This is a genomic window from Rhodoferax ferrireducens (genome assembly GCF_031458075.1).
Classification (GTDB): Bacteria; Pseudomonadota; Gammaproteobacteria; order Burkholderiales; family Burkholderiaceae_C; genus Rhodoferax_B; species Rhodoferax_B ferrireducens_A.
This window is the reverse complement of sequence record NZ_JAVDXT010000001.1, coordinates 620,598-641,385: the sequence shown is the minus strand read 5'-3', so window position 1 is coordinate 641,385 and position 20,788 is coordinate 620,598. Positions and strand designations below refer to the sequence as shown.

General features: G+C 66.3%; 20 protein-coding genes. 10 read left to right on the top strand and 10 right to left on the bottom strand.

The window, feature by feature from the left end; translation table 11 throughout:
- Nucleotides 1–4 precede the first annotated feature (4 nt).
- The 5 genes from J2X19_RS03080 to J2X19_RS03060 all read left to right on the top strand — a co-directional run bounded on the left by J2X19_RS03080 (nucleotide 5) and on the right by J2X19_RS03060 (nucleotide 6,325).
- Nucleotides 5–814 (top strand): creatininase family protein, encoded by an 810-nt coding sequence (locus tag J2X19_RS03080; RefSeq protein ID WP_310370545.1) that lies wholly within the window; start codon nucleotides 5–7, stop codon nucleotides 812–814.
- 33 nt (nucleotides 815–847) lie between these two features.
- Complete coding sequence (locus tag J2X19_RS03075) at nucleotides 848–1,987, top strand: YVTN family beta-propeller repeat protein (protein WP_310370543.1); 1,140 nt, start codon at nucleotides 848–850, stop codon at nucleotides 1,985–1,987.
- Nucleotides 1,988–2,159: 172 nt separating this feature from the next.
- Complete coding sequence (locus tag J2X19_RS03070) at nucleotides 2,160–3,584, top strand: 3'-5' exonuclease family protein (protein WP_310370540.1); 1,425 nt, start codon at nucleotides 2,160–2,162, stop codon at nucleotides 3,582–3,584.
- A 79-nt stretch (nucleotides 3,585–3,663) separates the two neighbouring features.
- Nucleotides 3,664–4,554, top strand: a complete 891-nt coding sequence (locus tag J2X19_RS03065; RefSeq protein WP_310370538.1) for an HDOD domain-containing protein — start codon at nucleotides 3,664–3,666, stop codon at nucleotides 4,552–4,554.
- A 124-nt stretch (nucleotides 4,555–4,678) separates the two neighbouring features.
- Complete coding sequence (locus J2X19_RS03060; RefSeq protein ID WP_310370536.1) at nucleotides 4,679–6,325, top strand: sensor domain-containing protein; 1,647 nt, start codon at nucleotides 4,679–4,681, stop codon at nucleotides 6,323–6,325.
- Here J2X19_RS03060 and J2X19_RS03055 read toward each other — a convergent pair.
- Complete coding sequence (locus tag J2X19_RS03055; protein WP_310370534.1) at nucleotides 6,322–8,538, bottom strand: 3-hydroxybutyrate oligomer hydrolase family protein; 2,217 nt, start codon at nucleotides 8,536–8,538, stop codon at nucleotides 6,322–6,324. The genes J2X19_RS03060 and J2X19_RS03055 overlap by 4 nt on opposite strands.
- Before the next feature lie 288 nt (nucleotides 8,539–8,826).
- On the opposite strand from J2X19_RS03055, the gene J2X19_RS03050 reads away from it, so the two are divergent.
- Nucleotides 8,827–9,453: a DUF4142 domain-containing protein gene (locus tag J2X19_RS03050; RefSeq protein ID WP_310370532.1), complete on the top strand. Its 627-nt coding sequence runs from the start codon at nucleotides 8,827–8,829 to the stop codon at nucleotides 9,451–9,453.
- Between the two features lie 99 nt (nucleotides 9,454–9,552).
- Here J2X19_RS03050 and J2X19_RS03045 read toward each other — a convergent pair whose 3' ends face one another.
- Together J2X19_RS03045 and J2X19_RS03040 are read right to left on the bottom strand one after the other, a co-directional pair.
- The gene (locus tag J2X19_RS03045) at nucleotides 9,553–9,948 is read right to left on the bottom strand and encodes a VOC family protein (protein ID WP_310370530.1); all 396 of its coding nucleotides are present in this window, start codon (nucleotides 9,946–9,948) and stop codon (nucleotides 9,553–9,555) included.
- 25 nt (nucleotides 9,949–9,973) lie between these two features.
- Nucleotides 9,974–10,387, bottom strand: coding sequence for a 4-oxalocrotonate tautomerase (locus J2X19_RS03040; protein ID WP_310370529.1), 414 nt, complete (start codon nucleotides 10,385–10,387; stop codon nucleotides 9,974–9,976).
- Nucleotides 10,388–10,531: 144 nt separating this feature from the next.
- Between J2X19_RS03040 and J2X19_RS03035 the strand changes: the two genes are divergently transcribed.
- On the top strand, nucleotides 10,532–11,140 hold the full coding sequence (locus tag J2X19_RS03035; RefSeq protein ID WP_310370527.1) for a TetR/AcrR family transcriptional regulator: 609 nt from the start codon (nucleotides 10,532–10,534) through the stop codon (nucleotides 11,138–11,140).
- Nucleotides 11,141–11,184: 44 nt separating this feature from the next.
- On the opposite strand, the gene J2X19_RS03030 is transcribed toward J2X19_RS03035, so the two are convergent.
- Nucleotides 11,185–12,081 (bottom strand): LysR family transcriptional regulator, encoded by an 897-nt coding sequence (locus J2X19_RS03030; protein ID WP_310370525.1) that lies wholly within the window; start codon nucleotides 12,079–12,081, stop codon nucleotides 11,185–11,187.
- 96 nt (nucleotides 12,082–12,177) lie between these two features.
- Between J2X19_RS03030 and J2X19_RS03025 the strand changes: the two genes are divergently transcribed.
- Together J2X19_RS03025 and J2X19_RS03020 are read left to right on the top strand one after the other, a co-directional pair.
- Nucleotides 12,178–12,981, top strand: coding sequence for a DODA-type extradiol aromatic ring-opening family dioxygenase (locus tag J2X19_RS03025; RefSeq protein ID WP_310370523.1), 804 nt, complete (start codon nucleotides 12,178–12,180; stop codon nucleotides 12,979–12,981).
- Between the two features lie 17 nt (nucleotides 12,982–12,998).
- Nucleotides 12,999–13,688, top strand: a complete 690-nt coding sequence (locus J2X19_RS03020) for an alpha/beta hydrolase (protein ID WP_310370520.1) — start codon at nucleotides 12,999–13,001, stop codon at nucleotides 13,686–13,688.
- Between the two features lie 30 nt (nucleotides 13,689–13,718).
- Here J2X19_RS03020 and J2X19_RS03015 read toward each other — a convergent pair whose 3' ends face one another.
- Together J2X19_RS03015 and J2X19_RS03010 are read right to left on the bottom strand one after the other, a co-directional pair.
- Complete coding sequence (locus J2X19_RS03015; RefSeq protein ID WP_310370518.1) at nucleotides 13,719–15,491, bottom strand: putative bifunctional diguanylate cyclase/phosphodiesterase; 1,773 nt, start codon at nucleotides 15,489–15,491, stop codon at nucleotides 13,719–13,721.
- Entirely contained in the window at nucleotides 15,492–15,884 is a 393-nt protein-coding gene (locus J2X19_RS03010) for a PAS domain-containing protein (protein ID WP_310370517.1), read from the bottom strand. It lies immediately after the preceding gene.
- Nucleotides 15,885–16,000: 116 nt separating this feature from the next.
- On the opposite strand from J2X19_RS03010, the gene J2X19_RS03005 reads away from it, so the two are divergent.
- Nucleotides 16,001–16,513 (top strand): hypothetical protein, encoded by a 513-nt coding sequence (locus tag J2X19_RS03005; protein WP_310370514.1) that lies wholly within the window; start codon nucleotides 16,001–16,003, stop codon nucleotides 16,511–16,513.
- Here the strand turns inward: J2X19_RS03005 and J2X19_RS03000 are convergent.
- The 4 genes from J2X19_RS03000 to J2X19_RS02985 are packed head-to-tail and all read right to left on the bottom strand — an operon-like array spanning nucleotide 16,510 to nucleotide 20,556.
- Complete coding sequence (locus J2X19_RS03000; protein ID WP_310370512.1) at nucleotides 16,510–17,007, bottom strand: hypothetical protein; 498 nt, start codon at nucleotides 17,005–17,007, stop codon at nucleotides 16,510–16,512. The two genes, J2X19_RS03005 and J2X19_RS03000, sit on opposite strands and share 4 nt — an antisense overlap.
- Nucleotides 17,008–17,049: 42 nt before the next feature.
- Nucleotides 17,050–18,636, bottom strand: a complete 1,587-nt coding sequence (locus J2X19_RS02995; RefSeq protein ID WP_310370510.1) for a putative bifunctional diguanylate cyclase/phosphodiesterase — start codon at nucleotides 18,634–18,636, stop codon at nucleotides 17,050–17,052.
- Entirely contained in the window at nucleotides 18,633–20,126 is a 1,494-nt protein-coding gene (locus tag J2X19_RS02990; protein ID WP_310370509.1) for an ATPase domain-containing protein, read from the bottom strand. Before J2X19_RS02990 ends, J2X19_RS02995 begins: the two co-directional genes overlap by 4 nt.
- Nucleotides 20,119–20,556, bottom strand: a complete 438-nt coding sequence (locus tag J2X19_RS02985; protein WP_310370507.1) for a hypothetical protein — start codon at nucleotides 20,554–20,556, stop codon at nucleotides 20,119–20,121. Before J2X19_RS02985 ends, J2X19_RS02990 begins: the two co-directional genes overlap by 8 nt.
- Nucleotides 20,557–20,788 lie beyond the last annotated feature (232 nt).

Genomic DNA, 20,788 nt, shown 5'->3' with positions numbered 1-20,788 from the left:
GTTTATGCTCCGCACCCGCCGCGTCTTGGCTTGCACGGCCCTGCTGCTGGTGACGCAAGCCAGCTTTGCACAACCCCCCAGAACCGTATTTCTGGAAGACCTGACCTGGACCGAACTGCGCGACCAGTTGCAGGCCGGCAAAACCACGATCCTGATCCCCATCGGCGGTACCGAGCAAAGCGGGCCTTACGTGGCGCTGGGCAAGCACAACGCGCGGGTCAAAATACTCTCGCAGCGTATCGCCGAGGGCCTGGGTAACGCGCTGGTGGCACCGGTGATCGCCTATGTGCCCGAGGGGGGCACGGCGCCGACGTCGTCGCACATGCGTTTCCCTGGCACCATCACCGTGCCCGACGAGGTGTTCAAGAAAACCCTGGAATCGGCCGCCAACAGCTTCAAGGTGCATGGCTTCAAGAACATCGTGTTTCTGGGCGACCACGGCGGCTACCAGAAGGACGTGCAGCAAGTGGTGGCCCAGCTGAACAAGAGCTGGGGCGCCACTGCGCAGGCCCTGGTGCCACCGGTGTACTACGCCACCAGCTCAGACGGCTACGCCCAGATCCTGCGCCAGCACGGCATACGCGACGATGAAATCGGCACCCACGCCGGCCTGGCCGATACCGCGCTGCTGCTGGCCGTCGCGCCCCAGATGGTGCGCCAGGACGCCATGCGCAGCGGCGCCAAACCCGGCCTGGCCGATGGCGTCTACGGCGGCGACCCGCACCGCGCCACGGCTGAGCTGGGCCAGTTGGGCGTCGACGCCATCGTCACCAAAACCATCCAGTCCCTTAAAGCCAACACGGCCGCGCACTGAAGCGTACGGGAACGCAAACAGGAAAAACACTCCATGCATTTAAAAGCCTCTCTTACTCTTCTGGCTGTCATAGCCTGTGGCAGCGCCTCGGCCCAGCCGATCAAGACCGCGCCCGGCATGCCGCCGGTGGTCAACGCCGGCAATCTGTACAGCGAAGCCGGCACCAACCGCCTCAGCCCGGGCGTAGCCGGCGCCCTACCGCGCATCTACGTGCCGAATCTGCGCTCCAACAACGTGTATGTGATCGACCCGGCGACCATGAAGGTGGTGGACAAATTTCCGGTCGGCAAAAGCCCGCAGCACGTGGTGCCCAGCTGGGACCTGCAGACGCTGTGGGTGGCCAACAATGCCGAGGGCAAGAACGACGGCAGCCTGACGCCCATCGACCCGAAGACCGGCAAGCCGGGAAAAAGCGTGGCAGTGGACGACCCATACAACATGTACTTCACGCCCGATGGCAAGCAGGCCATCGTCGTCGCTGAAGCCCATGCGCGTCTCGACTTCCGCGACGCCCATACGATGGCGCTGCAGTCCAGCCTGGAAGTGCCGGAATGCAAAGGCATCAACCACGCCGACTTTTCCATCGACGGCAGCTACGCGCTGTTCACCTGCGAATTCGGCGGCAAGCTGGCGAAGATCGACATGGTCAACCGCAAGGTGGTTGGCTACCTGGAGCTGAACAAAAAAGGCATGCCGCAAGACATCCGGGTCTCGCCCGACGGCAAGGTGTTCTATGTGGCCGACATGATGGCCGACGGCATCTACTTGGTCGATGGCGAGAGCTTCACCAAGCTCGGCACCATCCCCACCGGCGTGGGCGCGCACGGCCTGTACCCGAGCCGCGACGGCAGCAAGCTGTACATCTCGAACCGGGGCAGCAATATGGTGCACGGTGGCCGCCACGGCAAGGGCAGCGTCTCGGTGCTGGACTTCGCCACGCGCAAGGTATTGACCACCTGGCCAATTCCCGGCGGCGGCAGCCCGGACATGGGCAACGTCAGCGCGGATGGCAAAGTGTTATGGCTGTCTGGCCGCTTCGATGATGTGGTTTACGCTTTTGATACCGACACCGGCGCCGTGAAATCCATCCAGGTCGGCGCCGAGCCGCATGGCCTGACGGTCTGGCCGCAGCCGGGCCGCTACTCGCTCGGCCACACCGGGAATATGCGTTGAGCCTGCAGGGCTAAGCCCTGGAATTTGCTGTAGTTTTGATAGCTACTGGCGTAGGTGGTTACTGCGCCAAAGCCGTATTTTCCCTCAAACCTCTATGCAAGGGCATCGCGGCCAACGGCTGCGCCGTGCCCGGCATGCCTGACACAATGGGCGGCCCGCCACCACCGTCCCTATGACGCCCACCTTCCCGCCCCTGGCTTTTGTCGATATTGAAACCACCGGCGGCAGCGCCGGACGCGACCGCATCACCGAAGTCGGCATCGTCGAGGTCGATGGCCACCACGTGCGCCGCTGGAGCCAACTGATCCAGCCGGGCACGCGCATCCCGCCCTTCATCCAGCAGCTGACCGGCATCGACGACGCCATGCTGGCCGACCAGCCACGCTTCGACGCAGTAGCCGCCGAGATCCTGGACCGGCTGCGCGGCAAGCTGTTCGTGGCGCACAACGCGCGCTTCGACTACGGCTTTCTGCGTGCCGAATTCAAGGCCTGCGGCATCGCCTGGCAGGCCCCGGTGCTGTGCACCGTGCAGCTCTCGCGCCGGCTATTCCCCCAGCAGGCCCGGCACAACCTGGACACGCTGATCGCGCTGCACGGCCTGCAGATGCCCGAGCGCCACCGTGCGCTGGCCGACGCCGATGCGCTGGCGCAGTTCTGGCAGATGCTGCAAACCCGCTTCGACCCGGCCAGCCTGCTGGACGCGGTGAACAGCCTGTCGGCCCGGCCGGCCGTGCCGCCGCAGCTGGACGCCGAGCACATCGACCGGCTGCCCGAAACACCGGGCGTCTACCTGTTCTTCGACGCCCAGCGCCGCCCGCTCTACATCGGCAAAAGCAAGAATCTGCGCAGCCGCGTGCTGGCCCACTTCAGTGCCGCGCTGTCGCAGCCCAAGGAGATGCGGCTGAGCCAGCAGGTGGCCGACATCGACTGGATAGAAACCGCCGGCGAGATCGGCGCCCTGCTGCTCGAAGCCCGGCTTGTCAAACACCACCAGCCCAGCCTGAACGTGCAGCTGCGCCGCCAGCGTGACCTGCATGCCTGGCAGCTGGACGACACCCGCGCGCTGCACACGCCGCTGACGCCGCGCCTGGTCAACGGCCCCGACATCGCGCTGGGGGTGCAGGACAACTTGTTCGGCCCGTTCCGCTCCAAGCGCGCCGCACTGCAGCTGCTGGAAACCCTGGCCACCGAGCAGCGCCTGTGCCGCGGCGTGCTCGGGCTGGAAAAGATCGCCGCCGGCAAACCCTGCTTCGCCTACCAGGTGCGCCAGTGCGCAGGCGCCTGTGTCGGCGCGCAAAGCATGGCCCAGCACAACCTGGCCCTGCTGTCCGCGCTGACCCGCCACAAAGTGCAGCGCTGGCCCTACCCCGGCGCCATCGGCTTGCGCGAAGGCGAAGCCCTGCATGTGCTGCACGAATGGCGCTACCTGGGCACGGCCGAGCGCGAGGACGAGGTGGCCGAGCTGCTGGAGTCCGGCCCGCCGGCATTTGACTTCGATACCTACAAGATCCTGCACAAGGCCGTGGCACAAGCCCGTGCGGGGCAGATTGTGCGTTTGCAGCAAAGTGTGAAAAATTCCTATTTTGATAGCGCCTAGCGCAGGTACTACCTGCGCCACAGGCCGATTTGGCTTGAAATTTCTGCAAACTTGGCGCAGCTGCAGTACATTCGCCGCTATGGTCGAAATCCCCCCCAGCGCCGCCCCCGTGGTCGCCGCGCCATACCGCACCGAGCCCCTGCCCGATCTGGCCGCCTGGACGCGCTATTTCGTCGACGCCGAGATCCCGGTGCTGGCCGCCACCGCCCAGGCACTCGAGCAGCTGCGCGCCATCGAAGACGACGTGGACGCCGCCATGCTGGCCAAGGCCATCCAGACCGACCCGCTGATGTCCATCAAGCTGCTGGCCTTTGTGGCCGGCAAGCGCAAACCCAGCATCCTTAATGACGAAGGCGCCGACGCCAAGACCGACACCGTCACCAGCGCCCTGGTGATGCTGGGCATCGCCCCGTTCTTCCGCCATTTCGGCCCGCAGCCCACGCTGGAAGACCGGCTGCGCGACCAGCCCCAGGCGCTGGACGCCATGCGCGAACTGCTGCGCCGGGCCGAACGCGCACGCATGTTCGCCCTGGGCTTCGCAGTGCACCGCGCCGACCTGGATGTGGACGTGATACTGCAAGCCGCGTTCCTGCACGACTTCGCCGAGATGCTGCTCTGGTGCCACGCGCCCACCCTGGCGCTGGCCATCCACGATGCGCAAAGCGCCGACCCCACCCTGCGCAGCGCCACCATCCAGCGCAGCCTGCTGAACATCGAACTCGACGACCTGGCCCAGGCGCTGATGCAGCGCTGGCGCTTATCCACCCTGCTGGTCCGCCTCAGCGACACCCGCCACGCCGAGCAGGCCGCGGTGCGCAATGTGGTGCTGGCCGTGCGCGTGGCCCGCCACACCATGCAAGGCTGGGACAACGCCGCCTTGCCCGACGACGTGGACGCCATCGCCGAACTGCTGAACGCCCCGCCGCGCATCGCACTGGCCTACCTGCACAAAATCGACCGCGGCGGCTGATGCGCCAGCGGCAAGACCGCTAAAAATAAATAGCAGCAACGCGTGAACCCGGGCCGGTTTCGGCGTACAACCACGGCATGGGTGGCATACCACGCCACCGCCTCCCTCAAGCTCAGGCCGCGCCATGGAAACACTGAACCACCTGCCCTGCCCCGTTCTGGTGACCGACCACCTGGGCTATATCCAGTCTGCCAATAGCGCACTCTGCGCGCTGATCAACCGCAGCGAAGCGCAGCTGCAGCTGGGCGCTATGGACGCCTTGTTTCCGCTGGCCAGCCGCATCCTGCTGCAGACCCAGGTCTGGCCGCTGCTGCGCAGCCAGGGCAACGTGGCCGAAGTGCAGCTGAGCCTGCTCGGCCCCGGCACGGCCGAGCTGCCGGTGGTGGTGAATGGCCAGCGCGGCAGCCTGGGCGACGTGGCCTGCTACTACTGGGTGTTCTTTGTGGCGCTGGAGCGCAACAGGTTCGAGTTCGAACTGCGGGGCGCCCGCCAGCATGCGGAAGACGTGGCGCGCGAGCTGGTGGACAGCGCACGCTTCATCCAGACCATTACCGACGCCTTGCCCAGCCTGGTCGCCTACTGGGACAAGGACGAGCGCTGCCACTTCGCCAACAAGCCCTACCTGGAATGGTTTGGCATCCACCCCGAAGACGTGATCGGCAGCACTTTGATGGACCTGCTGGGCCCGCACAGGTACGCGCTGAACGAGCCCTATCTGCGCGCGGTACTGGCCGGCGAGCCACAGCGGTTCGAGCGCAGCCTGAGCAAGGCCGACGGCAGCACCGGCTACACCCTGGCCCACTACATGCCGGACCGGAACGCGGCCGGCGCGGTGGTCGGCTTCTTCGTGTTGATCAACGACATCAGCTCCACCAAGGCGGCGGAAAACGAGCTCAAGCTGGCCGCCAGCGTGTTCCGCAACACCGTGGACGGCATCATGGTCACCGATGCCGATGGCGTCATCCTGTCGGTGAACCCGGCCTTCAGCAGCATCACCGGCTACAGCGCCGAGGACATGCTGGGACGTACGCCCGCGCTGCTGCAGTCGCAGCACCACGACGCCGCCTTTTACGCCGCCAAAGCCCAGGCCCTGGCGCGCGACGGGCACTGGGCGGGCGAGCTATGGAGCCGGCGCAAAAACGGTGAGGCCTTTCTGGAATGGCAGACCATCACCTCCATCCCCGGCTCGGCCGAGACCCCAACCCGCTTTGTCACGGTGTTCAACGACATCACCGAGCGCTGGCACAAGGACGAGCGCATCCGCCACCTGGCCTTGCACGACCCGCTGACCGACCTGCCGAACCGCCAGCTGCTGATGGAACGGCTCGGCCAGTCGATTGCCAAAACCGAGCGCGAGCCGCGCCCGCTGGCCCTGATGTTCCTGGACCTCGACCAGTTCAAGCAGGTCAACGACACGCTAGGGCATGACAGGGGCGACGAGCTGCTGGTGCGCGTAGCCCAAAAGCTGCTGTCGCAGGTACGGCAGAACGACACCGTGGCCCGCCTGGGCGGCGACGAATTCGTCATCCTGCTGGACAACCCCTTGAGCCAGGACTATGTGGCCCAGATCGCCGCCCGCATCGTCGACGCCTTGCATGCACCGCTGACGCTGGGCGACCAGCAGGTGCAGCTGGGCGCCTCCATCGGCATCGCCATGCACCCCCGTGCCGGTGCCACCCCGGCCGAGCTGCTGAAGAACGCCGACGCCGCCATGTATACGGCCAAGCGGGCGGGCAAGAACACCCACCGCTTCTTCAACGCAGAAAGTTAATTCGGCACCTGGATAGCACCGCCGGAGAAGACGATCTGGTCGGCCACTACCGGGGCTGCGCTGATCGCAGGTACCTGGGCCGCGGTAATGGTGGGCGCCGCGCCGGGCAGCCCGCCGCGCGGCGTGGTCCGCACCACCTGGCTGGCCGGCAAGGCGGTGCCGGACTTCAAACGCGCGTACATGGCATTCATCGCCTGGTTGAAATAGGCGTGCAAGGGCACATAGCGGGTATCGAAGCCGGAGAAGCCCAGAAAGCCGTCGAAATGCTGGGCGTTCGTCACCTCCACATAACGCAGCTGGCTGGCACTGGCTTCGACCGCGCGGTTGTAGGCGGTATAGGCGCGGGCCGAGTGGTTCACCGGGATCAGCGCGTCGCTGCGCCCGGCCACCACCAGCGTGGGCTTGCCGCGCAGGTTGGCGCTCAGCAGGGTCTCGGCCATGCCGGCGCGCACCGCATCGCTCTGGGCCTTGGTCGGCGTGCTGCTGGCCGTCAGGGCGGCACCGCTGGCGGTGTCCACGCCCGTCACCAGTGCCCGCTGGCACAGGGCCGCATCCAGCGCGAAGTCGGCCAGGCCGCTGCCCGGCGACACCGCGGTCTGCCAGGAATGCGCGCCGCCCACGGCGTCGTTATAGACCGGTGTGGCCGGCGTGCCATTGGCCGTGCCATTGCCAGTGGCATAGCTGGCGGCTTTGGCGTTGGCGCCTATGGCCACCGGCGCACCACCGGCATCCACGGCCGCCAGGCTCATACCGCACAGGTTATCGGCCACCGAGAAACGGCCGTAGGCCATGGGGTACATGGTGGCCAGGATCGGCTGGTTACCCAGGCCGTAGTGGGCGTTGTGCATGCTGTCGTTGTCGCTGGTCCAGCCGTAGGCGCGCAGCCGGGCTAGGGCGTCGGCCGACTGGTCGGCCAGTGTGGCGCCATTCAGCAGGCCCAGGGCTGCCAGCGCGGTGCAGCGGTTGGTGGCGCGCGCCGTCATGGATGCAAACGGGATGTAGTTGAAGAGCGAGGTCTCGGCCATGGCCACGCTGCTGGCGAGGGCGGCGCAGGGCTGGTACAGGTTGGCGTAGGTCACGTAGTCGGCCAGGGGCTTGCCATAGGCCGCCACCGCGGCGCCGCCGAACCGCACGCCATAGCCGCTGGTGCTGGCGGGCTGGGCATTGGGCTCGAAGGCCACCACGCCGTCGATCAGGCCGCTGCTGTCCTGCTCGGCTGCGCGCAATACCGCCGAGCCGCCGTTCGACACCGAGGCGGCGATCACCAGGGTATTGGCCGGCGTGAACCGCACCGCCTTGCCGCCGGACACCGTGTCGGCGTATTCCTGGTTCAAGGCGTACAGCGCATAGCGGGCGGCGGCCAGTGTGTCGTTGCCCCAGTCCTTCTCGGGGTTCTGCTGCGAATGGGCTTGCTTCAGCGCCAGCCGGTTTGGAAACGCGGTGTTGAAGGCGGCGCGGGCGCTGTCGCTCAGCGCGGCCGCGAAATGCGCGAGGCTGCCCGCCGCCGCGCGGGTGGCGCGGGTGCCGTCGATGCGGTGCACCGTGTCGTCGGTCGGGTCGTACAGACCCATGCCCTTGCCCGCGTCGGTCAGCGCCACCGCGCAGCCGCGCTTCAAGCCCCATTCGGCGCCGGTGCCGATGGCGCCGTACACGCCGCGCGAACCCGAGGACGGCGCCAGCACCACGCAGGGCGCGTTCACATCAAAGCTATCGGGGATCTGCACCGCCAGGGTGACGCGCTTGGTGCCGGCGGCGTTGTCCAGCACGCCCAGGTATTCGAGGCCGGGCACCAGGCCTTCGCCCGCCGTGGCATTGCCGGCCAGGTCGACATTCGGGCCGAACAGGCTGCCAAAGCCGCCCTTGGCCGTCACATCCACCAGGCCCCGGTAATTGGACAGCACGGCGTTGCGCCGCAGCTCGTCGGCGGTAGGCTGGGCCGGGTCGGCGTAAGCCGGTACGGCCGAGGTGCTGAGCAGGCCGCTTTTACCCAGACCGGCCGTCAGCAGATCTTGCGTGGCCGCCGTGCTGCCGCTGCCCACGCTGGTGGCAGGGTACGCGGTGCGGCTGAGCTGCGACACCCCCGCGGGCAGCGTGTTGGTGGGGTCGCTCGAGCCCCCGCAGCCGCCCAGCAAGGCAGCCCCCAGCCCCAAGCATGCCGTGCGCTGCACGGTCAATAGAACGTGTTCTAAAAATCCATTACGTGTCTGGTGCATAGGTGTGACTCCCGGTGTGTGCGGCTCGGGCCGATCCGCAGGCGGCAAGGATCGCCGTTTACCGCTTTTGCGTGCCAAGGAAATACCCTTGGCGCGCAACGATAAGCCAACAGCACCCGTCCCGTCTGCAGGGCATTTCCTACACGGCCGGGCGGCCATTTCCTGCGGACGCCGGCCAACCGGTGTACCAAACTGGATGCATCGCCGTTGGAGTGTGTAGCCGTCCTAAGCGATCTGCCACGGGTGCTACCACGCCGACATCCATCCACGGATTGAAGGAGTTAGCCCATGTTCCATACCTCTACCCCCCTGCCTACGCGGATGGCCGCGCACAGCCACATCAAACAGGCCCTGGTGGCCGGCGGCATCTGCGCGCTGGCACTGGCCACGGCCGCCGCCTGGTCGCAAACCACCCCGGCACCCGCCATGGGCACGGCCTCGGCCAGCGCCCCCGCCGATGCCAGCAAGCTGGTCAGCGCCGACAGCCGCATGCTGGGCAATCTGGCCCAAGCCAACCGCGCCGAAGTCGAAGCCGGCAAGCTGGCGTTGGAGAAATCGCAGAACCCCGACATCAAAAAGTTCGCCCAGACCATGGTCGACGAACATGGCAAGGCGCTGAGCGAAATCGAGCAGTTGGGCGCAGCCAAGAACGTCAAGCTGCCCGATGGCGTGGGCGTGATGCACAAGGCCAAGGAAACCGCGCTGAAGGCGCTGTCCGGCAAGACCTTTGACAACCAGTATGTGAAGCGCGTCGGCGTGGGCGATCTTGAGAGCACGGTCAAGCTGCTGCAGGACATCCAGAAGAACGGCAAGGACGCCGATCTGAAGGCCCTGGCCGACAAGATGCTACCCACCGTGCAAAGCCACCTAGAGATGGCTAACCAGATGGCAACACAGATTGCTGCGGCCAAGTAAGCGAGGCTTTCGCGCAAGCGCAATGCTGCTATTTTTATAGCAGCTTGCGCTTGTGTTGACTGCGCCAGACCGTGCTTAGCAGGCGCGCTGCCAACAATCTCACTCTGCGCAGTTCAGCATCCACTGAACCCCAAAACGATCGGTCAATTTGCCATAGTAGTCACCCCAGGCCTGGAGGCCCAAGGGGGTTGTGATGGTCCCGCCCGCACCCAGGGCCTGGAACAGTTGGTTCGTGGAAGCTCGGTCGTCCATCGCCAGCAAGTGCGCAGAACCCCGCATAGGCTCAGCATCGTCGTTGTCCGAGGCATGGAAGAGCAAACCTGGTCCTTCAAACCTGGCGTGCATGACCTTGCCGCGCATGGCCTCGTTCTTCACGGGCATGCCGTCGACTCCGTAGCGCAGCACCTCGACGACGCGGCCAAGACCGCACTGCGCATAGAAAGCCAAAGCCTGGTCACAGCAGGTGGTGAAAAACAAATAGTTCGAAAGTTGCATGATCGTTTATCTGGATGTGAGCGGGTTACGACGCCGCCCCTTGACCGAGTTGCGCATTGGTGAGGGCCAACCCGGCAATGCCCCAGGCCCCGTCCACCGCGTGTACCACGTTGACCCATATGCGCTCCTTCGGGTGCTGAGCGCCAGACAGCCCATGGATGATGCTCGTGGCCTCTTCGATGTAGCCGACCTGAACCTCCCGGCTGGCGAACGCGAAGGATGGCACCTTCCATTCGACGAAGGCCACGGAAGCCTCCTCCGACCCGGAATACGTGTGCTCCTTCGGCAAGACGTGGATCGAGCCAACGATGTTGGGCGTCATCGCCTTGTTTCCTGCCAGGCCGTGCCACTTGAGCATGGCATCGGACAGGCGGCTAAAGGCGACTTTTTCCTGGCCTTTGGGGAGAACGCCCTCGGTGAGGGTAAGCGTAAGTGGCATAGGTACTCCAAGTAGAAAGAACGGCGTCGACCCATACGCTGCGATCCGCAGAGCATTTCAAGTAACGATCGTTATTTCATAATACATAACGATCGTGTTTTGAACAACTAAAATCGTTAGCTTCACATGGCGAAGGAGCCCCTCGTGTCAAGGTCCGAACAGAAGCTGCAGACGCGGCAACGCATCCTGGAGGGCGCCGGTCGCGGGTTTCGCAAGGCTGGATTCGGCGGGATCGGGGTGGACGGCCTGGCCAAGGAAGCGGGCCTGACATCGGGCGCCTTCTACGTCCATTTCGACTCCAAGGCCCACGCGTTCCGAGAATCGGTCGCCCAGGGTATGGCCGAATTGCGCGGTGGCGTGCTGTACTTCCAAGAAAAACACGGACGCGCGTGGTGGCCGGAGTTTGTGCGCTTCTACCTCAGCGCCAAGCGCACCTGTGACTTGTCCGAGAGCTGCACGTTGCAGACGATGCCGGCGGAAGTGGCGCGATCGGACGAAGCCTCGCGTACAACCTTTGAGGAGGCTTTGCGCGCCGTGGCGCAGGCGATCGTCGATGGTCCCGCCTCGCCCAGTGCACCGCGGGACATGGGAGCCGCTTGCGCCGCACTCTCGTCGCTGGCGGGCGCCGTCACGCTCGCACGTGCTATTGGGAGTAGCGCTTTCGCGGACCAGATCGCGGCAGGGATGGAACAGGCCTTGCTCGGTGTACCAGACGAAAAGAGCCGGTCCAAGCCACCTGAGGGTGACCTATAGGGTTGCCGGCAGGCGAACGGGTCGGGGGCCTACGGCTAACCCGCTCACCAGGCCCGCGGACGCGCAAACTCCCCCGCCAGAAAATCCACCAGCGCCCGCACCTTGGGCGCTACGTGTTTGCGCGTGGGATAAACCGCGTAGATGCCCATCTCCATGGCCTGGTAGCCGGGTAGCAGCTGCACCAGGCGGCCGGCGGCCAGGTCGGCGCCGACCAGGAAGCTGGGCTGCAGGATCACACCCTGGTGCGCCAGCGCGGCGGCGCGGCAGGTGTCGCCGCTGTTGGTGTGCATGCAGGCCCGAGTGCGCACGCTGACCGGCCCGGCCGGGCCGTCGAACTGCCAGTCGTCCTTGCTGGCCCAGTAGCTGTAGGCGATGACCGCGTGGCCGGCCAGATCGGCGGGGACTTGCGGCGTGCCGTGCGCGGCCAGGTACTGCGGCGAGGCGCAGACCAGCATGCGGGTGCTGGCCAGGCGCTTGCTGACCAGGGTCGAGCTGGGCAGGGTGGCGATGCGGATCGCCATGTCATAGCCCTCCTCCACCAGATCGACCAGCCGGTCGGCCAGGGTGATGTCCAGCGACACCTGCGGGTGCTGGCTACGGAACAGGCCCCATAGCGGCGCCAGGTGCAGGATGCCGAAGGTCACCGGCGCGTTGATGCGCAACAGGCCGCTGGCGGCGGCGCTGCGCGAAGTAATTTCCATCTCGGCCTCGTCCACCCCGGCCAGCAGCTCCTTGCTGCGCACGTGGAACACCTGGCCCTCTTCGGTCAGCGACAGGCGGCGCGTGGTACGGTGCAGCAGGCGCACGCCGAGCCGCGATTCCAGCTCGCCCACGTAACGCGACACCGCGGCCTTGGACAGGCCCAGCGTCTCGGCGGCCTTGACGAAGCTGCCCGCGTCGACCACGGCGCAAAAGGTCTGCATTTCCAAGAAACGGTCCATTGTGCTACTCATTGGAACAATGAATCTTATTTTAGGCCGTTTATCTCTTTATCAGCAGCTTATACAGTGGAGCCCAACCCCTTTTTGGACACCACCATGGCTAGCACTCCCCTCGCCCCCGTACTCTTCATTTCCCACGGCGCGCCCACGTTCGCGCTGGAACCCGGCCTGCTCGGCCCGCAGCTGACCGCGCTCGGCGCCCAGCTGGCCGACATCCGCGCAGTGCTGGTGGTGTCGCCGCACTGGCAGACCCGCGGCGTCAAAGTGATGGCCACCGCCCAGCCCGAGACGGTGCACGACTTCGGCGGCTTTGCCTCGGCGCTGTACGACCTGCACTACCCCGCCGCCGGCCACCCGGCGCTGGCCGCCGAAGTCGCCCAGCTGCTGGCCGATGCCGGCTGGCCTGTAGCCGTGGATGGCCAGCGCGGCCTGGACCACGGCGCCTGGGTGCCACTGCGCCATCTGCTGCCCGATGCCCAGCTGCCGGTGTTCCAGGTATCGCTGCCGCACGACCTGGACACGGCTGGCGCGCTGCGCCTGGGCCAGGCACTGGCGCCACTGCGCGCGCGCGGCGTGCTGGTGGTCGGCTCGGGCAGCATGACGCACAACCTGTATGAGTTCCGCCACGCCCAGGCAGCTGCGGCCGACTACGCGGTGGAGTTCACCCACTGGATTCGCCAGGCGGTCAATAGCAATGCGGTCGACAAACTGGTGGACTACCGCCAGCGCGCCCCGCACGCCCTGCGCGCGCACCCGACGGAAGAACATTACCTGCCGCTGCTGGTTGCCATGGGCGCACGCAGCGGCGACGAGCCGGCGCACGTGATCGACGGCGGCATCACCAACGGTGTACTGTCGATGGAGTCGTACGCCTGGGGCCTGCCCGCCACCGCCCATTGAACCCAAGAAAGCACAGCATGAACACCCTGCACACCAGCCCCGACTTCGCCATCAGCTTCCGCGTATTCCAGCCGCAGCCTGCCCAGCCCACCGCCCTGGTGGTCTTGCTACACGGCGTAGGCGGCTCGGAAACCAATCTGGCCGACATGGCCGCGGCCATCAGCGCACAAGCGCCCAATACGCTGGTGGTATTGCCGCGCGGCCCGCTGGCCCTGGGGCCGGGGCAGTTTGCCTGGTTCCGCGTGGCCTTCACGCCGCAGGGGCCGCGCATCGAAGCGGCCGAAGCCGACAGCAGCCGGCTGGCGCTGACGCGCTTCGTCGAACAGCTGCAACTGGCCCATGGGATTGCGCCGCAGCGCACCGTGGTGGCGGGCTTCAGCCAGGGCGGCATCATGAGCGCCAGCCTGGGGCTGACGGCGCCCGAGCGGCTGGCCGGCTTTGGCATCTTGTCAGGTCGCATCCTGCCCGAGCTGGAGCCGCAGCTGGCCGAGCCCGCGCGGCTCGCCGCAGTGCAGGCCTTCGTCGGCCACGGCGAGCTGGACAGCAAGCTGCCCGTGGCCTGGGCCGAACGCTCGGACACATGGCTGACCGCGCTGGGCGTGCGCCACCAGACCCGGCTCTACCCCATAGACCACGGCATCAGCGCGGCGATGCAGGCCGACTTTCTGGTCTGGCTTAACTCCTGTATTGATAGCAGCTTGCGCTGATAGAACCTGCGCCAAGTGCCGATTTGGCTGTTAATCGTCGACCGGAGTGCGCAGCCACTGCACCAGGCCGTCGGCGGTGCGCGGCCGGCTGAAGATATAGCCCTGGCCCTTGTCGCACTGCAGCTCCCGCACCACGGCGGCCTGGGCCGGGGTTTCTATGCCTTCGGCCACCGTGGCCATGCCCAGGCTGTGGGCCACGCGCACTGTGGCTTCGATCAGCACCCGGTGGTGCTGGCTGGTGTCGGCCTGGCAGACGAAGGAGCGGTCGATCTTCACGGTATCCACCGGCAGCAGGTGCAGGCTGGCCAGCGAGGAATAGCCGGTGCCGAAGTCGTCCAGCGCCAGGGTCAGGCCCAGGGCCTTGAGCTCGTGCAGCCGGGCCTGCACGTTCTCGTCCTGCGCGGCCAGGCTCTCGGTCACTTCCAGCTGCAGCTGCGCCGCGTCCATGCCGGTGCTGTGCAGCAGCTCTTGCACATAGACCACCCAGCCCGGCTGGTGCAGCTGGGCGCGCGACACATTCACCGCCAGCAGCCGCGGCGCTTGCGGCCCCAGCGCGGCCTGCCACTGCACGAACTGCCGGCAGGCCGCGGCCAGCACGAAGTCGCCCAGCGCGCCGATCAGGCCGCACTCCTCGGCCACGCCGATGAACTCATACGGCAGCACCACGCCGCGCGCCGGGTGGTGCCAGCGCACCAGGGCCTCGACCCCGCTGGTCCGGTCCACCGCCCCCTCCGTCGGTTCAGCGCCCAGCAGGCCGACCACCGGCTGGTAGACCACAAACAGCTGCGCCTGGTCCAAGGCCCGGCGCAGCTCGGCTTCGATCACCGCGCGCCGGGCTGCGCGCACCTGCATGGCGGGCTCGAACACCACATAGCGGGCACCGCCCGCGCGCTTGGCCTCGACCATGGCGATGCTGGCGCTTTGCAGCACCGCATCGGCATCGCCGCTGGCCTGCGCCCGCAGCACGATGCCCATGCTGACGCTGCAGTGCAGCTGGTGCGGGCCTATGCCATAGGGTTTGGCCAGCACATCGAGCAGGCGCTGCGCCACGGCGTGCACATCGTCGGCCTGCGCCAGGTCGTCGACCAGCACCACGAACTCGTCGCCGCCGATGCGCGCCGCCACCAGCTCGCTGCCGTTGCCCTGGTCGAAGCGGCTGCGCGAGCGCAGGGTGGCGCGCAGCCGGTCGGCCAGCAGCGCCAGCACGCCGTCGCCAGCCGCATGGCCTACGGTGTCGTTGATCTGCTTCAGGCGGTCGCAATTCATGAACAGCACCGCGAACTCCGGGACTGCTTCGCCGGCATTGCGTGCCAGGACCCGCTGCAGGTGCTCCAGCGCCACGCTGCGGTTCGGCATGCGGGTCAGGTTGTCCACCCGGGCCGCGGCATTCAGCCGGCGCGCCAGGCCCTGCTGCTCGCGCTGCACATCCAACGTGGCGTCGTTCAGCACGGCCATCAGCCGGGTCGGGTCGAGCTTGAACAGGCTGAACGACAGCACCTGGGGCTGCGCCGACAGCCCCGGGCCGGTCTGCAGCGGAATCCGCAGCGATTCGCAAATCACACCGGTAGCTGGGGTGAAGGCCTGCGCCAGCGCACGCAGACTGGGGGCCACCTCGGCCAGCGCGGCAAACAGGTTGTCCAGGTTGCCGTCGGGCGACACCGGCAGCAGCAGCCGGGCCGACATGGCATTGAGCAGCACGACCTCGCCGTCCAGCGTGGTCTGCACCAGGCCGACCGGCACCAGGTACAGGAACTGGACCAGCGCCTCGTATTCGCTGGCGGTGTGCAGGTCGGTGCCGGACATCTAACCCCGCCGCTGCACCAGCACGTAGCGCATGGCCTGGCCGGGCTGGGCCAGCAGGCGCAGCAAGACCTTGATGGGCCGCATGCGCAGGGTCAGCACGTAGTCGATGGTGGCGTCCAGCGCCTCGGCCTGGGCCGCGGCATCCTCAAAACGCTGGGCCACCATGAAGTTGTTCATGCAGGGCGCGACCACCGTGAACATGCGCTTGCCCAGCACCCGTTCGGGCGCCAGGCCACTCAGCTGCGACTCGGTCTGGCTATAGATGCGCACCACCGTATCGGTATCGAAGCCGATCACCCCGAATTCCAGCGCATCCAGCTCCGCCGGGCTGCACACGGCCAGGGGGGCCCACATATCGGCATCCTGAAACAGCAGTGATTTGAGTGCAACCACGTCCACGACTCCTGGGTTGTGTCCAAGCATCCACGCACAGAATACTTATACCCCACGAGAAATGTATACACAGTATATTTTTTGAACGCTTTGTCTATTTTTTGAAAGCACCCGCCATGCACGCCCTGATCCAACACCACTACCGCACCGCACGCCAAGGCCTGGCGGACGGGATGCCCATCACCCTGCTGCATATCGGCGAGGAGCAGACCGCCGTGGCCGTGGGCAGCGGCCCCGAGCTGGACACGGTGCTGCTGCTGGCTCTGGGCACGCGCGCCACGGCCGCGCAGTTCTACCGGCATAACCCACCCACGCCTGGCGAGCTGGAAAACGCCATCCAGTGGGTGGAAGATGAGGTGAACCGGGCCCGCGCCCTGGTGGCCGGCCATGCCAGCCTGTTCAGCAGCGACCCTGCCGTGCAGCAGATGGCGGGGCTGGCTGGCGTGGTGGGCCCCAGCCTGTCAATGGAGGCCGTAGAGCGCCTGTTCGACCTGCTGGCCAGCCTGTCGCTGGGCCGCCCCGCCAGCAGCGCCGGCATTCCCAACACGCCGGCATTTGCCGCTGACCTGCTGATCCTGCGCGAGTTCATGCACCACCTGGGCTTTGCCGAAATCCGCTGGCAAACCTAGGCGGCCACTTCTTCTGGCAGCAACAGCGCCAGGCGCTCGCGGATGGTGTCGGCGCGCTCGGCCCCGGCGCTGCTGGCAATTTCTTCCAGCATCTCCTGGCTGACGGCCAGCATGGAGGCGCGGTCCCGTGCATGGCGCAGCGATTCGCGGAAGGATTCGGCCAGCGCCGGCGCGCGCCGGGCAAACATGCGCTCGCAAATGTCGAACAAAAACATGCGGGTACTGGCCAGCGAGCGCCTGCCGTCAAATGCATCCACCGCGCCCTGGCGGGCTATCAGCAGGCTGGGCAGGCTGGCGGCCCCGGCCTCGCTCAGGTAGCCGTCGCGCACCAGCTGCAGCACCAGCAGCTCGCCCTCGTGGCCAAAGTAGGCGGCGACTTCGCGGGCGCTCTTGTGCCCGTCAGCCAGCAGCAACAGCGAACGCTGGCGCAGGCCCAGGCTGCGGCAGCCCGGTTGCAGCTCGGCACGCGCTTTATCGGTTTTTTGAAGCCCCATGGTCGCCCATCCAATGCAAATGGCGATTGAAGCAACATTTTGTTACTGACGTGTGACGCCCAAAGGAGTTTGCATGGCCACCGCATACAGCTCGGCCACCACCGGCCGGCTGAAATAGAAGCCCTGGCCCTCGGCGCAGTTCTGCGACTGCAGAAACACCAGCTGCTCGCGGGTTTCGATGCCCTCGGCAATCACCCGCAGGTCCAGGCTGCGGCCCATGGCGATGATGGCGCTGACCAGCTTGGCCTCGCCGTTGCCGGATTGGATGTCGCGCACAAACGACTGGTCGACCTTCAGCGTGTCGATAGGAAAGCGCCGCAGATAGCTGAGGCTGGAATAGCCGGTACCAAAGTCGTCGATGGCGATCCGCACGCCCAGGTCCTTCAGCGCCCGCAGGGTGGTCATGGTGGGCTCGTTGTCCTGCATCAACCCGCTTTCCGTCAGCTCCAACTCCAGCGCGCATGGGTCCAGCCCGGTTTCCTCCAGCACGGCCCGCACGCCCGACAGGAAGTCTTTGCCGTGCAGCTCCACCGCCGACACATTCACCGCCATCTGCCCAAACGGCAGCCCGGCCCGCCGCCAAGCGGCAGCCTGGTTGCAGGCTTCGCGCAGCACCCATTTGCCCATGGGCACGATCAGCCCGCACTCCTCTGCCACGCCGACAAAATGCGCGGGGTACATCAGCGGCTGCTCGGGCCGCTGCAAGCGCAGCAAGGCTTCGGCGCCGATGATGGCGCCGGTGTCCAGATTCACCTTGGGCTGGTAGTGCAGCACGAAGCCACCATGGTCCAGCGCATGGTGCAGCACCACCTCGATGGTCTGGCGCGCCACCGCCCGCACGTTCATGTCGCGGGAAAACACCTGGTAATTGTTGCGGCCATTCTTCTTGGCCTGGTACATGGCGGTATCGGCGTTGCGCAACAGGGTTTCCACATCGCTGCCGTCGTCCGGGTAGATGCTCAGGCCAATGCTGGCAGACACATGGAGCCGGTGGTCGCCCACCAGATAAGGCTGGGACGCCGCCTCGACCAGCATGGCGGCCGTGCGGGCTGCGTCTTCCGCGGTATCAATCTCGGCCAGCAGCAGCACGAACTCGTCGCCGCCGAGACGGCATACCGAATCCGACTGGCGCACGCTGTCATTCAAGCGCTTGGCCACGGCCTGCAGCAGCTCGTCGCCCACCGCATGGCCCAGCGAGTCGTTGATGTGCTTGAAGTTGTCCAGGTCCAGGTAGACCAGGGCGACCTTCTGCTCGTGGCGCAGCGCCAGCGCAATCGACTGCTCGAGCCGGTCGGTCAGCAGCGAGCGGTTCGGCAGGCCGGTCAGGATGTCGTGCTTGGCCATGTAGGACATCTGGGCGGTTGCGCCCTCGGCGGTCTCGGTCATGGTTTGCGCATGCACCGTGGCCACCACCAAGCGCTCGTTCGCCTCGCGCAGCTGTGCGGCGGCCTGGGCGGCCAGCTCGGCCTCGGCATGCAGCGCATCTTCCCGCGCCAGCACGGCTTGTTCGCGCGCAGCGACAGCCGCTTCCCGCTGCTCCAGCATGCGCTGGATCTGTTCCGGCGTCTGCGGCCGTTCCGGCCCGAGGTTGTCGTCCTTTTGTTCCAGAAAAGCGGTTCGGTACATCATCGCAGGCCTCCGTTGACGGTGCGGGCTTCCACGGTACGCATGGGGCGGCCGCCAAACAGCCCCTCGTAGTGCAGGATGGGCTTGCCGATGGCGATGCCGTCATCATTGATTTCATAGCGCCGGATGTCGTTGCTGTGGGCGCTGCCGCGCACTTTGACCACGGCCATCACGCGCTGCAGGCTGCTTTCGACCTCGATGTAGCGCTGCACCACGATGGCATCGGTCAGGAACGCCGAGCCATACGGGCTGAAGCGCAGGTCGGTGTAGCGGTCTTCCAGCTCGGAAGTCAGCAGCACCGTCACCCCCAGGCCGGACAGCACCGCCACCAGGCGGAACAGCGACTCGCGGAAGTCCTCGCGGAAGGTTGGCGCCACGGCCAGCTCGAAGCCGGACAGCGAGTCGATCACCACCCGGGTGGCCTTCATCTCGTGGACCAGCTGCACCAGCTGCTGCACGATCTCGTCGACCGACAGGTCCATCAAGCGGGTGTTGATCAGGCCCAGGCAGCCGGCCCGCACCATGTCGTCGATGGTGTGGGTGCGCGAGCGGCTGGGCGTCTGTTCGAAGGCCACGATCACGCCGGCCTCGCCGCGGCGCACGCCTTCGGACAAAAAGCTGGTGGACAGAATGGTCTTGCCCGAGCCGGACGGCCCGGCCACCAGCATCGAATAGCCGCTGGGCAGGCCGCCGCCCAGCATGTCGTCCAGCAGCGGCACCCCCATGGCGACCCGGCCTGCGCTGTGCGCCGACAGCTTTGCGGGTGCAACATCGCCGCTGTCGTCGCGCACCGTCGCCGATGGAAACACGGTCAATCCGGCATCGGTAATGCGCATGGTGTGCATGCCGGGACTGGTGGCCTGGCCGCGCATCTTCAGCACCTGGATCTTGCGCACCATGGAATTGCGCTGCACGCTCTGCTCCAGGTTCAGAATGCCGTCGGCCACGGTGAACACCGGGTGTGGATCGCTCAGCGGCGAATACTCGCCAATCAGAAAGCTGGTGGTCTGCCAACCGGCCAGTGTGATACCCAGCTGCTGGGTGAACATCCGCAGGCCGGAGCCGTCGCCATGGGGTGGCTGCGGTGCCTGCGCCAGCACCGAGCGAAAGGAGTCGACGAACACAAATGCCGGTCCAAAGGCCTGGACCTCTTCGCTTATCCGCGCCAGCACCCGGGCGAAATCGCCGGCCGCCAGCTCTTCGTTCAAATGCACAAAGCGGATGCAGCCGCCGATCTTGTCCAGCGCAAAGAAGGCAAACTGCTGCTGGTAGCGCAGCATCTTCCAGGGTGGCTCGCCCAGGGCGGTAAAGAACAGCGCGGGCTGCTCGGGCGTGGCCAGGGCAAACATCAGCTGGTGCGCCAACGTGGTTTTGCCGGCGCCTGGCGGCCCGGTCACCAGGTTGAAGGAAAACTCGGGCAGGCCGCCACCCAGAATCGCGTCCAGACCGGGTACGCCTGTGGCAAGCCGGCGGATCGCAACGTGCTCAATCATGGTGGGTGTCCTGTTCAAAAGGTGGTGAAGGGGCTTGCCATACGCAGGCCAAAAGGCGTTCGGTCAAAGACTCGCCGATCAAGCTGGCCAGCAGCTCGGTAAAGGTGACCAGCAGCGCGCAACCGGCTTCGGAGGCTTCCAGCGCAGTGCGATCGGCAAAGCGCAGCTTCAGGTTGTCCATGGGTTCGGCCGCCTCCTGCGCGTTGGTGGGCTTCATCCAGGGATAGCTCTTGACCGTCAGGTACAGGGCACGGTTCAGCAGCACACTGACGCCGCGCGCGCCAATTACCGGTTCCAGCTGGGCGGCCATGGTCTGCCAGGTGCTGACCACTGCGTCCAGCACGGCACCCACATCGGGTGCATCGCCGGCACGCTGGGTCAGCGTTCCCTGTATCGATCCGTGGGCTGTGGAATGCGCCGCCGTAGTCATCTGAAGGCTCCAGCGCCAGTGCGCTGCGCATGCGGCCAAAGTGACCCCAAGCGCAGTGCAGGTTGATAAATGGCGTTGAATCGAAAGTCCGTACGGCAAGGCCTGCAGGCCCTGCAGGTTCTACCCAGGCTTCGTCAACCTATGGGCGCCAGCTTCGTCCCATTGGATTGCGCTGTCTGTGCGGCAGCCCACATAGGTAGGCAGGTCAGCGCATGGCCGAAAAACTACTATT

What these genes read in the sequence shown, in the direction of transcription:
- J2X19_RS03080 (WP_310370545.1), top strand. Translation starts at nt 5, where the DNA reads ATGCTCCGCACCCGCCGCGTCTTGGCTTGCACGGCCCTGCTGCTGGTG.
- J2X19_RS03075 (WP_310370543.1), top strand. Translation starts at nt 848, where the DNA reads ATGCATTTAAAAGCCTCTCTTACTCTTCTGGCTGTCATAGCCTGTGGC.
- J2X19_RS03070 (WP_310370540.1), top strand. Translation starts at nt 2,160, where the DNA reads ATGACGCCCACCTTCCCGCCCCTGGCTTTTGTCGATATTGAAACCACC.
- J2X19_RS03065 (WP_310370538.1), top strand. Translation starts at nt 3,664, where the DNA reads ATGGTCGAAATCCCCCCCAGCGCCGCCCCCGTGGTCGCCGCGCCATAC.
- J2X19_RS03060 (WP_310370536.1), top strand. Translation starts at nt 4,679, where the DNA reads ATGGAAACACTGAACCACCTGCCCTGCCCCGTTCTGGTGACCGACCAC.
- J2X19_RS03055 (WP_310370534.1), bottom strand. Translation starts at nt 8,538, where the DNA reads ATGCACCAGACACGTAATGGATTTTTAGAACACGTTCTATTGACCGTG.
- J2X19_RS03050 (WP_310370532.1), top strand. Translation starts at nt 8,827, where the DNA reads ATGTTCCATACCTCTACCCCCCTGCCTACGCGGATGGCCGCGCACAGC.
- J2X19_RS03045 (WP_310370530.1), bottom strand. Translation starts at nt 9,948, where the DNA reads ATGCAACTTTCGAACTATTTGTTTTTCACCACCTGCTGTGACCAGGCT.
- J2X19_RS03040 (WP_310370529.1), bottom strand. Translation starts at nt 10,387, where the DNA reads ATGCCACTTACGCTTACCCTCACCGAGGGCGTTCTCCCCAAAGGCCAG.
- J2X19_RS03030 (WP_310370525.1), bottom strand. Translation starts at nt 12,081, where the DNA reads ATGGACCGTTTCTTGGAAATGCAGACCTTTTGCGCCGTGGTCGACGCG.
- J2X19_RS03025 (WP_310370523.1), top strand. Translation starts at nt 12,178, where the DNA reads ATGGCTAGCACTCCCCTCGCCCCCGTACTCTTCATTTCCCACGGCGCG.
- J2X19_RS03020 (WP_310370520.1), top strand. Translation starts at nt 12,999, where the DNA reads ATGAACACCCTGCACACCAGCCCCGACTTCGCCATCAGCTTCCGCGTA.
- J2X19_RS03015 (WP_310370518.1), bottom strand. Translation starts at nt 15,491, where the DNA reads ATGTCCGGCACCGACCTGCACACCGCCAGCGAATACGAGGCGCTGGTC.
- J2X19_RS03005 (WP_310370514.1), top strand. Translation starts at nt 16,001, where the DNA reads ATGCACGCCCTGATCCAACACCACTACCGCACCGCACGCCAAGGCCTG.
- J2X19_RS03000 (WP_310370512.1), bottom strand. Translation starts at nt 17,007, where the DNA reads ATGGGGCTTCAAAAAACCGATAAAGCGCGTGCCGAGCTGCAACCGGGC.
- J2X19_RS02995 (WP_310370510.1), bottom strand. Translation starts at nt 18,636, where the DNA reads ATGATGTACCGAACCGCTTTTCTGGAACAAAAGGACGACAACCTCGGG.
- J2X19_RS02990 (WP_310370509.1), bottom strand. Translation starts at nt 20,126, where the DNA reads ATGATTGAGCACGTTGCGATCCGCCGGCTTGCCACAGGCGTACCCGGT.
- J2X19_RS02985 (WP_310370507.1), bottom strand. Translation starts at nt 20,556, where the DNA reads ATGACTACGGCGGCGCATTCCACAGCCCACGGATCGATACAGGGAACG.